The following is a 15200-nucleotide window of genomic DNA, read 5'->3' on the forward strand; positions in this document are numbered from 1 at the left end:
GGGTATCTTGACCATTCCAACCAGTCCCAAGCCTTCGAAGATTCGCAGCCCGCTGCGGTTGCTGGTCGCAGTGGGGGCGGCGCTCGGACTCCTGCTCGGCTCCGCGACCGCCGCGATGCCGCCCTCGGCCACGCCAGCCGCCGCAGCGCCGGAGTCGCTCAGCGTCGACGGGCTGCGCGTGAACGGCTTGACTGACCCCCTGGGCATCGACGAAGCGCCCCCGGTGTTCAGCTGGAAGAGCACGTCCCCTGGACGCGGTGTCACGCAGGCGGCCTACGAGGTGCGCGTCACCGGCAGCGAGTCGACGGATGCCCCTGAGGACGTGTGGTCTTCAGGCAAGGTGTCGTCCGACGACCAGCTCAATGTCGTCTACGACGGCAGGCCGCTGGAATCGCAGACGCGCTACGCCTGGCAGGTTCGGGTCTGGGACGATCACGATTCCGAGTCCGCGTGGAGCGCGCGGGCCTGGTTCGAAACCGGTCTGTGGACTGACGAGCAATGGGATGCCGACTGGATCGGTGCTCCGGACCCGGCCGACAAGCTGGCGGTGTGGTCGGACTACACCGTTTCGGTCGACTTCACCATGACGAACCTCGTGCTCGGGCTCTACGCCCGGGCCGAGAGCACCCAGAACGGGTACATGATCCAGCTCACGGTCGCCGATGGGGTTCCGCAGTTCCGACCGCACGTGAAGGTCGACGGCAATTACACGGTGCTCGTGAACAAGGACATCTCCGAGTTCATCTCGATCGAAGAGCTCAGCACCGGTGTGCACACCCTTTCGGTGACGTTCGAGGGGTCGACGATGATCTCGTCGCTCGACGGCGTCGAGATCGACCGACGTACCGACACGACGTTCAGCCGGGGATACGTGGGCTTCCGCCAGTCGATGGTCGGCGGGGGGCCCGAGAGTTCGATCGTGCGATCGATCGACGTTGAATCCCCAACCCACGGAACCCTCCTCAAGACCGATTTCAGCGATGGGCAGAACCCATTCACCGGCGGTTCCGTCGTCGACGGTGACCTGCACGTCGTGGCCCCGATCGAGGCGATCCTGCGCTCGGAGCTCGCGCAACCGCTGCTGCGAAAGGACTTCGGCGTTGATCGCGAGATCAGCTCGGCGCGTCTCTACTCTTCCGCTCGAGGCGTGTACGAAGTCGCCATCAACGGCGAGCGCGTCGGCGACGAACTGCTCGCCCCCGGCATGACCGAGTACAAGAAGCGGATCGACTACCAGAGCTTCGATGTCACCGAGCTGCTGGTGCAGGGCGAGAACGCCATCGGCGTGAAGCTTGGCACCGGGTGGTACGCCGGCAATGTCGGCAGCTACGGCACGGGCATCTGGGGTGATCGCACGTCGTTCATCGGGCAGCTCCGCATCGACTATACGGATGGCTCGCACGAGTGGGTGTCGACCGATTCGTCATGGAAGACGACAGCCGGCCCGCTCGTGGAATCGGACATCATCATGGGCGAGACGTACGACGCTCGTCGATTCCCCGACGGCTGGGACTCGCCCGGCTTCGCGGATGCCTCGTGGGAGCAGGTCGGCGTGGTCGCCGATGACGGTGCCATTGCCAAGCTCTCTCCCCAGGCGAACGAACCCGTACGCGTGACCGAGGAACGCCCTGCGCTCAGCCGAACCGAGATCAGTCCCGGCACCTGGATCTACGACATGGGCCAGAACATGGTCGGAGTCGCGCGCGTGACGCTCACGGGGGTCGAAGGCTCCACCGCAGTCATCCGTCATGGCGAGACCATCTATCAGGACGGCACGCTGTATACCGAGAACCTGCGCGGGGCGAAGGCGACCGACCGTTACACCTTCGCCGAGACCGGCGCGGCGACGTACACGCCCACGTTCACGTTCCACGGATTCCGGTACGTCGAGATCACCGGCGTGAGCGAACCACCGACGACCGAGCAGGTCACCGGGCTCGTCATCGGCAGCGATCTGCCGAACACCGGCACGCTCGAGACGTCGGACCCGATGCTCAACCAGTTGCAGAGCAACATCGTGTGGGGACAACGCGGAAACTTCCTCTCCATCCCGACCGATACGCCGGCGCGTGACGAGCGACTGGCCTGGACCGGCGATATCAACGTCTTCGCGCCGACCGCGAGCTACAACCAGAGCACCCTCAACTTCCTGGGCGACTGGCTGCGCACGCTGCAGGATTCTCAGGGTGACAACGGCGACCTGCCCGGGGTGGCACCGAACATCGTGGGCCGCTGCTGCGGTGGCGGCACTGGGTGGTCGGATGCCGGCATCACCGTGCCCTACACGCTCTGGAAGAGCTACGGCGACACGGACGTCATCCGTGACAACTACGACATGATGAGCCGCTTCATGGAGTTCGTAGCGAACACCACGGGGCCGGACCTGATCCGTGTTCACGGCAATCTGGGCGACTGGCTGAACCTCGACGATCCCACCGAGGCCGGTGTGCTCGGCACGGCGTACTACGCATACACCGCCGGTCAGATGAGCGAGATGGCCGCGGCCATCGGCGACACTGACGATGAGGCGCACTATGCGGATCTGGCGGACCGCATCAAGACGGCGTTCGTCGACAACTTCGTCTCGGACGACGGCACGGTGCTCGGCGACAGTCAGACCGCCTATGCGATCGCGATCGGCATGGAGTTGATTCCCGACGACCGTCTGCAGCAGGTCGGCGACAGGTTCGTCGAGGCGATCGCGAGTCGTGACAACCACCTCTCGACGGGGTTCCTCGGCACGCCGTGGCTGCTTCCGGCGCTCACCGCGACCGGGCACACCGACCTCGCGTATCGCCTGCTCGGCAACGACACGTATCCGTCCTGGGGGTACGAGGTGAAGCTCGGAGCCACCACGATGTGGGAGCGCTGGGACGCCGTCAACCCCGACGGCACGTTCGTCGACGGTGGGTTGAACTCCTTCAACCACTACGCCTACGGCGCGGTGGGCGATTGGATGTACGCGAACATCGGCGGAATCTCGGCGACGAGTCCCGGATACCGGACCTTCGACGTCGCCCCGGCGATGGGAGGAGGGCTCAGCCATGCCACGGGCACCCTCGAATCGGTGTTCGGCACGATCTCCTCTGCGTGGGCGACGACCGAGACCGGCCTGACCCTCGATGTCTCGGTGCCGGTGGGTACGACGGCCGCCGTGACGATTCCCGCCGCGTCCGCGGCGAACATCAGCGAAGGCGGCATCAGTGTCGGCGACGTCGACGGAATCACCGTCCGGTCAGCGGATGGCGAGAACGTCGTACTCGAGATCGGCTCCGGCGACTATTCCTTCGTGAGCGGCGAAACCGAAGCCGATGTCACGCCACCGACCGTGACCATCGACGTTTCGGGAGCCGCCGGAGAGGAGGGATGGCTGACGAGCGAGGCAACGGCAACGCTCAGCGCCACCGACGAGGTCGCCGCGGCGCCGTCGATCGAGGTCAAGGTCGGTGACGGCCAGTGGCAGGCGTACACGACACCGCTGGCCCTCGCAGACGGCGTCTACACGGTCTTCGCCCGCGCGAGCGACGATGCGGCGAACACCTCGTCGATCGAAGAGGCGCACGTCAAGATCGACAGTGCGGTGCCGGGCGTTCAGGCGTGGCTGGATGACGACGGGCGTCTGACGGCGGCGGCCGTGGACGCAGCTCCGGTCGGCGCGCTCGCACGAGCCGCCTCCATGTCCCCACCTGTCACTTCGGGAGCGGCGGCGATCGAATACTCCGCCGACGGCGAGAACTGGACCCAGTCGCCAGCCGTGGACGGCCTGGCTCCGACCGCATGGGTGCGGGCCCAGGATGATGCCGGAAACCGAACTGCGGCGGTGGCGTCTTCGGACGACCCCGCGGCCGTCGTGGTCGCCGGCGGTGAGACGCTGCTTGTGCAGCGGACGGGCTTCGTCGCGGGCGAACTCGTTCGCCTCGCACTGGACTCCGAATCGACCGTGATCGGTTCCCAACGAGCCGACGACAGCGGGTTCTTCTCACTCACCGCGGACATCCCGGCTGAGGTCAGCGGGGGAGAGCACGCACTCGTGTTCCTCGTCGGCGATCTTCCCGGCGGTGGCGGTGGAGACGGTGCGACGCCTCCCCACGGTGATGGTGAGACGCCCCTCGGTGGCACGATCGCAGCTACCGGCATCGAGCTGTTCGTCACCTTCGGAATCGTACTCGTGATGCTGCTCGCTGGAGCTTCGGCGCTCATCGTTCGCCGACGGCGCGCCCGGCGGGTTTAGCGGCGCCGTCTCCCAGAAACGCAAGAAGGCCGGAATGCACGTGTTCAATGCCTCAGGGAGCTGCTGTTCGCGTGTCGTGCATGGCCGCGTTGTCCATGCCCGCCTTCCTGTTGAGGTTTCCGGTGATGCGTGCGACCGTCGCGCGGGGGAGGAACCGGCTCGCCCAGGTCATCGGGCGTGTGGAGGCACGTCCGGGGTAGGAGGTTTTCCTCCCTCGGGCGAAGTCGTTGAGTGTGCGCTCCGCGACACTCTGCGGCGAGTCGGTGGTTCTCGGATCCATGGTGTGGGTCGTGGCGTTGAAGAAGCCGGTGTCCGTCGCGCCGGGGTGTGCGCCCATCACTCGGATGCCGGTGTTCTCGAGTTCTTCCGCGAGTGCCTCCGTGAAGGACAGGACGAACGCCTTCGTCGCGGCATATCCGGCTTGGTACGGCATGGGCTGGAACGCCGCGGTGGAGGCGACGTTGATCACGCCGCCGGCGCCACGGGCCACCATGTCGCCGACGAGAGCGTGGGTGAGGGTGAGGAGTGCACTGATGTTGAGGTCGATGGAGCGGAGTGTCGGCTGCAGCGGGGCGGAGGCGAAGGGCCCGACGGCCCCTGTCCCGGCATTGTTGACGAGGAGGTCGATGGGGCTGTCCAGCCGGTGCACCTCTTCGATCAATGATGAGAGGTCACCCGACTGGGTCAGATCCGCTGCGATGGGGTGAACGGTGACGTGCGTGTCGTTCTCGAGACGGGTTGCGAGAGCATCGAGCACTGCCCGGGAGCGGGCGACGACGACGAGGTTGGATCCTCGTCGGGCGAGCTCCGCAGCGTAGGCGGCGCCAAGGCCGTGCGAGGCGCCGGTGACGAGGGTGGTCGTGCCGGTGAAATCGTGCATGGGCGGGTCCGTTCGTTGTGTGTCGCCGACGTCGGTAATTGCTTCGAGCGTCGAACGATTTCACCGTATCACTTCGAGACTCGAAGCAAGTACGGTGGAGGTATGAGCACCGCTGAACTGGAGCCGGCTGTCCGGGCGAACCATGAACTCTTCATGCTCACCACCGACGCCGTGGAAGACCTCCTCGCAGACCTGGGACTGACCGCCGCGACTGCTCAAGCCCTCTGGGCGATAGACCCCGCTGAGCCGGCACCTTCGATGAAGGCACTCAGCGAACGGCTCCACTGCAATGCACCGAACCTCAGCTTCATCGCGAATCACCTCGCGTCGAAGGGCCTCGTCGAGCGGCAGGTCGACTCGCACGACCGCAGATCGAAAGTACTGACCCTCACCCGACGGGGTCGTGAAGTGCGAGCGGAGCTCATCGCAGGGACGCTCGAGCGAAGCCCGCTCGTCCACGCCTCACCCGCCGAACTGCGAGAGCTCTCCGACCTGATCGTCAGGATCCTGTCGCGGAGCCTCGGAGCGGGGCCTGCCACCCCCTGACCTCGGGCTCGGCACACGCTCTCTTCATGTCGTCGCCCGTCCACGAGACCGTACCGCTCGGCACCCGAACAAGCATGTGCTGTCACGTACCTCGTGCCGGGGGGAGACGTCCTGGAAACGCAAGAAGGCCGGATCGCAATGATCCGGCCTTCTCGACACAAGCGTGCGCGAGGGGGGACTTGAACCCCCACGCCCGTTAGGGCACTAGCACCTCAAGCTAGCGCGTCTGCCATTTCCGCCACCCGCGCTCGTGTCAGGGCCTTCCGATTCCTCGGTGGCCCGAGAGAAGACATTAGCACGATTTCCGGGGCGCTTCCGACACGGTGGCCAATGCAGGATGCCCCGGCTAGCGTGATGGCATGGCCCCGTCATCCACCGATTCCGACCTCGTTCCAGAACTCGATGAGACGGCGATCGTCGCACGGGACCTGATCCGCTTCGACACCTCCAACTACGGCGAGGGCAAGGCGAACGGCGAGCGCGAGGCCGCCGAGTACGTCGAGGCGCAGCTGGCAGCGCTCGGGCTCGCACCGCAGATCTTCGAGTCCGAACCGAGACGCACGAGCGTGGTCGTCCGGGTTCCGGGGCGAGACTCCGAGAAGCCGGCGCTCGTCGTGCACGGGCACCTCGATGTGGTGCCGGCAGATGCCCGCAACTGGAGCGTCGACCCGTTCGCCGGTGAGGTGCGCGACGGCATGCTCTGGGGTCGCGGGGCGGTCGACATGAAAGACATGGACGCGATGATGTTGACCGCCCTCGGCGACATCATCGGCTCGGGCTCTCGGCCGGCACGTGACCTCGTCGTGGCGTTCTTCGCCGATGAGGAGGCGGGTGGCGGCCTCGGCTCCGGATGGCTCGTCGACCACCATCCCGAACTCTTCGCGGGTGCCACCGAGGCGATCAGCGAGGTCGGCGGGTATTCGATCGCCGTCGGCGGGCAGCGTGCGTACCTCCTGCAGACCGGGGAGAAGTCGCTGCTCTGGATCCGACTCGTCGCGCGTGGGACCGCCGCTCACGGCTCGAGGCTCATCCGCGACAACGCCGTCACGAAGCTCGCCGAGGCGGTGGCGACCCTCGGCCGCACCGAATGGCCGGTCCGGCTCACGGACACCACTCGGGAGCTGCTCGCCGGGATCGCGGGCGTGCTGGGTGTCGACCCCGAGCAGGTGTCACCCGACGAACTCGCCCTCGCCACGGGTTCTGCGTCGGGGTTCATCACTGCGACCCTGCGCACCACGAGCAATCCCACGCTCCTGACCGCGGGATACAAGCACAACGTCATCCCCGACCGGGCCGAGGCGCTCATCGACATCCGCACGCTGCCCGGCGAAGAAGACGCGGTGCTGGCCGAAGTGCAGGCGCTCATCGGCGACGACGTCGACGTCGAGATCGTGCACCGCGACGTCGGGCTCGAAGCCGCGACATCCGGCGCCCTGGTCGATGCCGTGAAGCGCTCGCTCGGCGTGCACGACCCCGGCGTGCCGGTCTTCCCCTACTTGCTCTCGGGCGGCACCGACAACAAGGCGCTCAGCCGGCTGGGAATCGCCGGATACGGCTTCGCGCCGCTGAAGCTGCCAGAAGGCATGGACTTCCCGGCGATGTTCCACGGTGTTGACGAGCGGGTGCCGCTCGACGCATTAGTCTTCGGGAGGCAGGTCCTGCGAGACCTCCTCCTCGACTACTGACCGAACCAGTCAGTCTTCGGGAGGCAGGTCCTGCGAGACCTCCTCCTCGACTACTGACCGAACCAGCCCCTGATCAGCACAGCCCTCCGAAATCCGCGGAGGCGGAAGGCGGATGCACCACGTGATCGAAGCGCTCATCCTCGGCCTCGTGCAGGGACTCACGGAGTTTCTTCCCATCTCTTCGAGCGCGCACCTGCGCATCCTGGGGGAGTTCCTGCCAGGAGCCCAAGACCCGGGTGCGGCGTTCACCGCCATCACGCAGCTCGGCACCGAGACCGCGGTCGTGGTCTTCTTCTGGCGTGACATCGTGCGAATCGTCTCGCACTGGTTCGGTTCGTTCACGGGCAGGGTCCCGCGCAATGATCCGGATGCGCGCATGGGCTGGCTCATCATCGTCGGTTCCGTGCCGATCGTCGTGCTCGGCATCCTCTTCCAAGACGAGATCGAGACGAGCCTGCGCTCCCTCTGGATCGTCGCCACGATGCTCGTCGTCTTCGGGCTCATCCTCGGCCTCGCCGACTGGGCGGGCGCGAAACGGCGGGGGCTCGACGATCTGACGGTGCCGCACGGCATCTACTTCGGTCTCGCGCAGGCGCTGGCGCTCATCCCCGGAGTCTCACGCTCCGGCGGCACCATCACCATGGGACTCTTCCTCGGCTACGAGCGCGCGGCCGCCGCCCGCTACGCGTTCCTCCTCGCGATCCCCGCGGTGTTCGGCAGCGGCGTCTTCCAGCTGGTGAAGAGCCTCGGCGAGCCCACGGTGTACGGGCCGATCGAGACCGCAGCGGCGACGCTCGTCGCGTTCGTCGTCGGCATCCTCGTGATCGCGTTCTTCATGAGCTACATCTCGAAGCGCAGCTTCCTGCCGTTCGTGATCTACCGGGTGCTGCTCGGCATCACCCTCTTCGTGCTGCTCGGCACGGGCGCGCTCACCGCCTGAGCTGGAGTCGGGTCGGGCAGAAACCCTCAGCGGGGGCCGTCGCCACGACCGTCGGCACGCCCCTCAGGGCCATCGCCGCGACGGCGCAGATACCGCTCGAACTCTTGGGCGATCGCCTCGCCGCTCGCTTCGGGGGCATCGACGGCGTCGCGCGCCTGCTCGAGCTGGGTGATGTAGCCGGCCATCTCGTCGTCGTCGGCGGCGAGCGCGTCGACCCCGGCCTCCCACGCTGCGGCATCGATCTCGAGACTGCCGCGGGGGATGGAGAGGCCCGTGAGCTCCTCCAACTTGCCGAGCAGGGCGAGCACCGCCTTCGGCGACGGGGCGTTGTGCACGTAGTGCGGCACCGACGCCCAGAGCGACACCGTGGGAATGCCCGCACGCTCGGCCTGATCGGCGATGACGCTGAGAATGCCGACCGGGCCCTCATAGTTCGAACGCTCGACGCCGAGCGCTGACCGCACTTCGGGGTTCTCACTCGAGGCGAAGATCGAGAGCGGCCGCGTGTGTGGCGCGTCGGCGAGCATCGCACCGAGCAGCACGATGCCCTCGATGTCGGCCGCGAGCGCGGCATCGATGAGTTCGGCGGCGAAGCCCTTCCAGCTGCGAGCCGGTTCCGCACCGATGAGCACGTGCAGGGTGTCGGCTCCCGGCCCCGTGACGCGGTCGTCGGCATCCGCATCGTCAGCGACGGGAAGATCGCCCGGGCCCATGATCGCCGCCCCAGGCCACTCGAGACGACGCACGCCGTCATCATCGACGACGATGGTCGGGCGCGTGAACTGGTAGTCGAAGTAGAGTTCGGGGTCGACGGCGGCGATCTCGACGAGGTCGAGTCGCTCGACGAGAAGCTTCGCCGCCCCGGTCGCCGCCTCTCCGGCGTCGTTCCATCCTTCGAATGCGACGACGAGCAGCCTTCCGCCCTCGAAACCGGTCGGCTGATTCACTCCTGGTGCCCCGCTTTCCGCCCCGGATTCCGGGTACACCTCCACAATAGGCCGTGCCCGTAGACTTGACGGTTGTGACCACTCGCCTCCCCGCCGCAGTCCTCTGGGACATGGACGGTACCCTCGTCGACACCGAACGCTACTGGATGGCCGCAGAAGAAGAGCTCGTGGAGTCCTTCGGTGGCTCCTGGGGCCACGACGACGCGCTCGAACTCGTCGGCAGCGGCCTGTGGGAGGCGGCGGCGTACTTCCAGGCGAAGGGCGTCACGCTCGATGCCGATGCCATCGTGCATCGGCTCACGACGCGAGTGCGCGAACAGTTGAAAGAGCACGGCGTGCCGTGGCGGCCCGGAGCGCGCGAGTTGCTGCGGGCACTGCGCGAAGCATCCGTGCCCACCGCGCTCGTGACCATGTCGATTCGTTCGATGGCCGACGACATCATTTCGACGATTCCGTTCGAGGCATTCGACGTGATCGTCACCGGCGACATCGTCGAGAATGCGAAGCCGCACCCCGAACCGTACCTGCTGGCCGCGGCACTGCTGGGCGTGGACATCGCCGAGTGCGTCGCGATCGAGGATTCGCCTGCGGGCCTCGCCTCCGCCTTCGCCTCCGGCGCGATCGCGGTCGCCGTTCCGAACATCATCGCGCTCGACGACGAACCGTCGAGCGCACTGTGGCCGACTCTCGACGGCACGACGGTCGCGGATATCGCGGGGCTCATCGCCGCACGGCAGGCCACAGCATGACCGAGAGCAGGGGAGAGCAGAGCGGCCCATTCCGCGTCGGTGACCGGGTGCAACTGACGGGCCCGAAGGGTCGACTGCACACGATCACTCTCCAACCGGGCGCGCACTTCCACTCGCACAAGGGCCTGCTCGCGCACGACGACCTCATCGGCCGGCCCGACGGTTCGGTCGTCGCCAATCAGGCGGGCATCGAGTACCTCGCCCTGCGCCCGCTGCTCACCGACTTCGTCATGTCGATGCCCCGTGGTGCGGCGATCGTCTACCCGAAAGACGCAGCCCAGATCCTCGCGCAGGCCGACATCTTCCCGGGCGCGCAGGTCGTCGAGGCAGGTGTCGGCTCCGGAGCGCTCTCGCTCTGGCTGCTCCGGGCGATCGGCGCCGACGGGCACCTCTTCTCCTTCGAGCGCCGTGACGACTTCGCGAGCGTCGCCCGAGCCAACGTGGCGACGTTCCACGGCGCCGACCCTGAGAACTGGTCGATCACGCTCGGGGACCTTGCAGAGGCATTGCCCGAGACCGTTGCCGAGGCATCCGTCGACCGGGTCGTGCTCGACATGCTCGCGCCATGGGAGTGCCTCGAGTCGGTCTCGGTTGCGCTCAAGCCCGGCGGCGTGCTGCTCTGCTACATCGCCACCGCCACGCAGCTTTCACGGGTTGCTGAAGCGATTCGCGCGACGGGGGAGTACACGGAGCCGCAGTCGAGCGAGACGATGGTTCGGGGCTGGCACGTGCAGGGCCTCGCCGTGCGCCCCGATCACCGCATGATCGCGCACACGGGCTTTCTCATCACCGCGCGCCGACTCGCGCCGGACACGATCCTTCCCGAGCTCAAGCGACGCCCGTCGAAGACCGAGTTCAGCGACGAAGACTTCGAGGCATGGACGCCCGGCGCGCTCGGGGAACGCAACGTGAGCGACAAGAGCCTGCGCAAGCGAGTCAGGCAAGCGGATGCCGCGGCATCTCGTTCGCGCGAGATCGATACGCCTCCGTCAGCGGACGCTGCCGCTGTCGAGTCGCCCGGCACGGAACCCACAGGTTCTGCCGGGTAGGCTTTCTACGCCCCTCACCGATCACCTAGGAATCGAGGATCAGTGCGCTCGTCATTCGCGCTCATCGCCACGGCCGGCCTCATCGCCCTGACCCTGTCGGGGTGCGCTTCGGCGCCTGCGCCAGAGGCGGGATCCGGTGATTCCTCCAGTGCTGTCACGGTGAAGGGCGACTTCGGCGAGAAGCCACGCGTCGAGTTCCCGTCGCCGCTCGCGCCCGAAGAGACGCAGTGCACCGAGGTCATCGCCGGCGACGGGGAGTTGCTCGAAGAGGGCCAGTTCGTGCTGCTCGGCGCGTCGCTCTTCAACGGCACGACCGGTGAAGAAGTGCAGACCGTCGGCTACGACGAGGAGCCGGTTCCGCTCGTCGTCGGTGGCGAGACGCTGATCGCTTTCACGAAGGGACTGACCTGCGCCCGAGAGGGATCGCGGGTTGTCGTCGTTGCACCGTCCGAAGACGCCATCCGCCCGTCCGATGACCCGAACGGCGCCGCGGGCGGCGACAGTGTGGTTGCGGTATTCGACGTGATGCGGGCGTTCCCGTCGCGCGCCGATGGCGCGGTGCAGCTGAGTCGCGACGGGTTCCCCGCCGTCGTGCTCGCACCCGATGGGCGGCCCGGCATCACCGTGCCGAAGGCGGACCCGTTCGAGACGACCGAGGTCGAGGTGCTGAAGGCCGGTTCGGGCGAGGTCGTCGAATCCGGCGACACGGTCGTCGTGCACTACACGGGCGTGATCTGGGCTGACGGCGAGGTGTTCGACTCGACTTGGGAGAATGGTGCCCCGGTGAACATGGTCGTCGCCGACGGCGAAGGCAGCCAGGTCATACCGGGCTTCTCGAAGGCGGTCATCGGCCAGAAGGTCGGCTCGCAGGTCGCGGTCGTGATCCCGCCGGCTGACGGCTACGGTGACCAGGCGAACGAGAAGGTTCCCGCGAACTCGACCCTGTTCTTCGTGATCGACATCCTGGGCGTCGTCTGACCCGGTCCGAGCGGCCGTCGCGGTCGCCGCGGTTCAGTAAGATCGCACCTGTGGCAAGCGGCGGAGAGGCAAGGGGCGAGTCGAGGATTCCCGTCGAGGATCGCCTCTTCAGTCTTGTTCTCGCGCTGCTCGCGACCGAGACGGGCCTCCTGAAAGCGGAGATCCTCTCGACCGTTCGCGGCTATGCCGATCGCTTCGATTCCGGTGGTCAGAACGCGAACCTCGAGCGCCAGTTCGAGCGCGACAAAGACGACATCCGCGAACTCGGCATTCCGCTCGAGACCGTCGAGTCGCCCGATCGCCCGGGTGACAATCAGGCGCTGCGCTACCGCATACCGAAGGGGCAGTACAACCTGCCAGATGAGGTCAGGTTCACTCCTGACGAACTCGCGCTGCTCGGCCTTGCGGCCGAGGTCTGGCGTGAGGCATCCTTGTCGGCCGATTCGCAGCGCGCGCTCACGAAGCTGCGCTCTCTCGGCATCGAGCCGCGCGAGCCGGTGATCGGCTACGCACCCCGGCTCCGAGTGCGCGACACCGCATTCGAGCCGCTGCGGCAAGCCCTCGACCGTCGACATGCGGTGCAGTTCCGCTACTTCAAGCCCGGTGAGGCCGAGCCGCGACTGCGCACGGTCGATCCGTACGCCGTCGTGCTGCACGACGGCCGGTGGCACTTGCACGCGCATGATCGCTCGGCCGGCGACGTGCGCACCTTCCTGCTCTCGCGCATCATCGGCGAGGTGACGCCCGTGCCCGGTTCGAGCTTCGAGGCCCCGCCGCTCGGCATCCAAGACCGCATCATCGCCGAGCTGCAAGAACTGCACCTGTCAAATGTGGCCGACCTCGCCGTCTCAGCTGGCAGCGATGCCGAAGTACGGCTCGGCAAGCGGGCGATCGAAGGCGACGAAGACGCCGGGGTCATCCGACTGCACTACACCGATGCGGCGGTCTTCGCCGACGAGCTCGCAGCCTACGGCCCCGAAATTCGAGTGCTCTCGCCCGAGTCGTTGCGCGCGGCGGTGCGCGACCGCCTCGCGGCGGTTGTCGCCGCTCATCGTGCCACCGCGCTTCACGATCCGATCGAGCACGGCGCAGCAGAGCGGGAGGCGCGTTGATGGCGAAGCGATCCAAGCCGTTGAAGGCACCCGACAAGCTCATCTTCCTGCTCTCGTTCGTGCCGTACCTGCTCGAGCAGCGGGTCGTCGACGTCGCCGAGGCCGCGACGCATTTCGGCATGTCCGAAGAGGAGATCCGGCTTGCGGTGCGCCTCATCGCCACCTCGGGTCTGCCCGGCGAGACCGGCACCTACCAGCCGAACGATCTCTTCGACATCGACTGGGACTCCTTCGAAGACGAAGACGTCATCGTCATCGTGCACCACGTCGCGATCGATGACGCACCGAGGCTTTCGGCACGTGAAGCCGCCGCGCTCATCGCGGGGCTCCAATACATGTCGGCATCGCCCGAGAACGCCGGCCGGGCATCGCTCGCCTCGCTCATGGCCAAGCTCACGGCCGGCGCCTCAGCGGCGCCCAGCCGCCTGGCGGTCGCCGAATCCGAAGCGGATGCCTCGCTGGCGCTCATCCGGGCCGCGGTGACGGGCGGACGGCAGCTCGAGTTCGACTACCGCAACGCACTCGGCGTCGCCGGCCGACGGCGCGTCGATCCACTGCGGATCCTCTCCCAAGACGCCGACTGGTACCTGCAGGCGTACTGTCACACGCGCGAAGACGTGCGCAATTTCCGCGTCGACCGCATGAGCGACCTCCTCGTCTCCGATGCGCCGATCGGTGATCATTCCGATCGCGTCGTTCCCGACACCCTCTTCCAGAGTTCCGAGTCCGATCTCGACGTCGTCGTCGATGTGGCGCCCGAGACGTTGCCGCTCCTCGCCGACTATCTCGCGGATTCCCGCACCGAGGCGGTCGACGGGCGGCTGCGGGTCACGCTCCGGCTCGCACACGTGCACGGCCTCAAGCGTCTCGTCGCCGGTCTGCCCGGGCTTGTGACGGTCGTCGAGCCGGCTGAGGCCCGCGCGGTCGTCGCCGAGTGGGCGACGGCGGGCCTGGCGGGATACGCCGAGCAAGAGGCATCCGAAGCGCGATCACAACCGCCGGGCACTGACGACAGGTAGACTGTCGTCACCCTCACCGACGAACGGACGAACACCCATGTGGCAAGGCTTCACCGGTTGGCATGCGCTGATCATCCTCGTGGTCATCCTGCTGCTCTTCGGCGCGCCCAAGCTTCCGGCGCTCGCTCGCAGCCTCGGCCAGTCGATGAAGATCCTGAAGACCGAGGTTCGCTCCGACAAGGTTGACGGCGAGGCACCGAGCGACGAGACGACGAAGACCGAAGAGCCGGATTCCGGCAAGAAGTCCTGATTCCGGTGACCGCGGTGAAAGATCGCGGCGAGAAGAGCCGCGAAAAACGGATGTCGCTCGGTCAGCACTTGATCGAGCTGCGCAAGCGCCTCTTCGTCTCGGCGATCGCGATCGTCGTCGGCACCGGCCTCGGTTGGTGGCTTACGGATCTGTTCATCTGGAACGCGCTCCAAGAACCGGTCGAGCGCGTCGCCGAGGCGCGATCGAATGAGACGTCCCTCGTCTTTCCGACGATTTCGAGTGGGTTCGATCTCTACCTGCAGATCGCATTCACCGTCGGCATCGTGCTCTCGAGTCCGGTCTGGCTCTATCAGGTCTTCGCCTTCCTCGTGCCGGGACTCAACACGCGGGAGCGGCGCTTCACACTCGTCTTCTTCGTGACCGCGATTCCGCTGTTCTTCGCAGGTTGCGCCGCCGGTTGGTTCGTGCTGCCGAACATCGTGAAGCTCATGACCGGATTCGTTCCCGAAGGCTCGCTGTCGTTACTCACCGCGCGGGAGTACATCGACTTCGTGCTGAAACTCGTCGTTGCGATCGGCATCGCCTTCGTCGTGCCGGTCTTCGTCGTACTGCTCAACTTCGCCGGCGTGATCAGTGCGGCGGCGATCATCAAGTCGTGGCGGGTGGCGATTCTCGTGATCGTGCTGTTCACGGCCATCGCGACGCCGTCGGCCGATGTCGTGTCGATGTTCATGCTCGCGGTCCCGATGATCGTGCTCTACTTCGCCGCATGGTTCATCGCGCATCTGCACGATCGTCGTGTCGCGCGCCGCAACGAGGCCGAATTCGGCGCGGCTGTCTAGGCTGAAGGGGT

13 protein-coding genes and 1 tRNA gene are annotated in these 15200 nt (G+C 66.8%); 11 read left to right on the forward strand and 3 right to left on the reverse strand.

Annotated elements, in window-relative coordinates:
* Nucleotides 1-7: 7 nt before the first annotated feature.
* Nucleotides 8-4231 carry a family 78 glycoside hydrolase catalytic domain gene (locus AC1C2S_RS18095; RefSeq protein WP_495353988.1) on the forward strand — a complete coding sequence of 1408 codons (4224 nt, stop codon included), beginning with the start codon at nucleotides 8-10 and terminating at the stop codon, nucleotides 4229-4231.
* A 52-nt stretch (nucleotides 4232-4283) separates the two neighbouring features.
* Here the strand turns inward: AC1C2S_RS18095 and AC1C2S_RS18100 are convergent, their stop codons facing one another.
* Nucleotides 4284-5111, reverse strand: a complete 828-nt coding sequence (locus tag AC1C2S_RS18100; RefSeq protein WP_495353989.1) for an SDR family NAD(P)-dependent oxidoreductase — start codon at nucleotides 5109-5111, stop codon at nucleotides 4284-4286.
* 102 nt (nucleotides 5112-5213) lie between these two features.
* Between AC1C2S_RS18100 and AC1C2S_RS18105 the strand changes: the two genes are divergently transcribed.
* Complete coding sequence (locus tag AC1C2S_RS18105; RefSeq protein WP_495353990.1) at nucleotides 5214-5657, forward strand: MarR family winged helix-turn-helix transcriptional regulator; 444 nt, start codon at nucleotides 5214-5216, stop codon at nucleotides 5655-5657.
* A gap of 164 nt (nucleotides 5658-5821) precedes the next feature.
* Here AC1C2S_RS18105 and AC1C2S_RS18110 read toward each other — a convergent pair.
* Nucleotides 5822-5905 (reverse strand) — tRNA-Leu (locus tag AC1C2S_RS18110).
* A gap of 111 nt (nucleotides 5906-6016) precedes the next feature.
* Between AC1C2S_RS18110 and AC1C2S_RS18115 the strand changes: the two genes are divergently transcribed.
* Together AC1C2S_RS18115 and AC1C2S_RS18120 are read left to right on the forward strand one after the other, a co-directional pair.
* Entirely contained in the window at nucleotides 6017-7342 is a 1326-nt protein-coding gene (locus AC1C2S_RS18115) for a M20/M25/M40 family metallo-hydrolase (RefSeq protein ID WP_495353991.1), read from the forward strand.
* 112 nt (nucleotides 7343-7454) lie between these two features.
* The gene (locus AC1C2S_RS18120) at nucleotides 7455-8282 is read left to right on the forward strand and encodes an undecaprenyl-diphosphate phosphatase (RefSeq protein ID WP_495353992.1); all 828 of its coding nucleotides are present in this window, start codon (nucleotides 7455-7457) and stop codon (nucleotides 8280-8282) included.
* 26 nt (nucleotides 8283-8308) lie between these two features.
* Here the strand turns inward: AC1C2S_RS18120 and AC1C2S_RS18125 are convergent, their stop codons facing one another.
* Complete coding sequence (locus AC1C2S_RS18125; RefSeq protein WP_495353993.1) at nucleotides 8309-9229, reverse strand: PAC2 family protein; 921 nt, start codon at nucleotides 9227-9229, stop codon at nucleotides 8309-8311.
* A gap of 74 nt (nucleotides 9230-9303) precedes the next feature.
* Here AC1C2S_RS18125 and AC1C2S_RS18130 point away from each other — a divergent pair, with 74 nt between their 5' ends.
* The 7 genes from AC1C2S_RS18130 to tatC are packed head-to-tail and all read left to right on the forward strand — an operon-like array spanning nucleotide 9304 to nucleotide 15189.
* Nucleotides 9304-9978, forward strand: a complete 675-nt coding sequence (locus tag AC1C2S_RS18130) for an HAD family hydrolase (RefSeq protein ID WP_495353994.1) — start codon at nucleotides 9304-9306, stop codon at nucleotides 9976-9978.
* Nucleotides 9975-11027 (forward strand): tRNA (adenine-N1)-methyltransferase, encoded by a 1053-nt coding sequence (locus tag AC1C2S_RS18135; protein WP_495353995.1) that lies wholly within the window; start codon nucleotides 9975-9977, stop codon nucleotides 11025-11027. Before AC1C2S_RS18130 ends, AC1C2S_RS18135 begins: the two co-directional genes overlap by 4 nt.
* Before the next feature lie 42 nt (nucleotides 11028-11069).
* Nucleotides 11070-12005: an FKBP-type peptidyl-prolyl cis-trans isomerase gene (locus tag AC1C2S_RS18140; RefSeq protein WP_495353996.1), complete on the forward strand. Its 936-nt coding sequence runs from the start codon at nucleotides 11070-11072 to the stop codon at nucleotides 12003-12005.
* 50 nt (nucleotides 12006-12055) lie between these two features.
* Entirely contained in the window at nucleotides 12056-13117 is a 1062-nt protein-coding gene (locus tag AC1C2S_RS18145; protein WP_495353997.1) for a helix-turn-helix transcriptional regulator, read from the forward strand.
* On the forward strand, nucleotides 13117-14136 hold the full coding sequence (locus AC1C2S_RS18150; RefSeq protein WP_495353998.1) for a helix-turn-helix transcriptional regulator: 1020 nt from the start codon (nucleotides 13117-13119) through the stop codon (nucleotides 14134-14136). The genes AC1C2S_RS18145 and AC1C2S_RS18150 overlap by 1 nt, the downstream gene beginning before the upstream one ends.
* Before the next feature lie 37 nt (nucleotides 14137-14173).
* Entirely contained in the window at nucleotides 14174-14386 is a 213-nt protein-coding gene (tatA, locus tag AC1C2S_RS18155) for a twin-arginine translocase TatA/TatE family subunit (protein ID WP_495353999.1), read from the forward strand.
* 5 nt (nucleotides 14387-14391) lie between these two features.
* Nucleotides 14392-15189, forward strand: a complete 798-nt coding sequence (tatC, locus tag AC1C2S_RS18160) for a twin-arginine translocase subunit TatC (protein WP_495354000.1) — start codon at nucleotides 14392-14394, stop codon at nucleotides 15187-15189.
* Nucleotides 15190-15200 lie beyond the last annotated feature (11 nt).

The sequence above is a fragment of the Agromyces sp. Y782 genome, assembly GCF_059445405.1.

What these genes read in the sequence shown, in the direction of transcription:
- tatA (WP_495353999.1), top strand. Translation starts at nt 14,174, where the DNA reads ATGTGGCAAGGCTTCACCGGTTGGCATGCGCTGATCATCCTCGTGGTC.
- AC1C2S_RS18120 (WP_495353992.1), top strand. Translation starts at nt 7,455, where the DNA reads ATGCACCACGTGATCGAAGCGCTCATCCTCGGCCTCGTGCAGGGACTC.
- AC1C2S_RS18135 (WP_495353995.1), top strand. Translation starts at nt 9,975, where the DNA reads ATGACCGAGAGCAGGGGAGAGCAGAGCGGCCCATTCCGCGTCGGTGAC.
- AC1C2S_RS18105 (WP_495353990.1), top strand. Translation starts at nt 5,214, where the DNA reads ATGAGCACCGCTGAACTGGAGCCGGCTGTCCGGGCGAACCATGAACTC.
- AC1C2S_RS18115 (WP_495353991.1), top strand. Translation starts at nt 6,017, where the DNA reads ATGGCCCCGTCATCCACCGATTCCGACCTCGTTCCAGAACTCGATGAG.
- AC1C2S_RS18150 (WP_495353998.1), top strand. Translation starts at nt 13,117, where the DNA reads ATGGCGAAGCGATCCAAGCCGTTGAAGGCACCCGACAAGCTCATCTTC.
- AC1C2S_RS18100 (WP_495353989.1), bottom strand. Translation starts at nt 5,111, where the DNA reads ATGCACGATTTCACCGGCACGACCACCCTCGTCACCGGCGCCTCGCAC.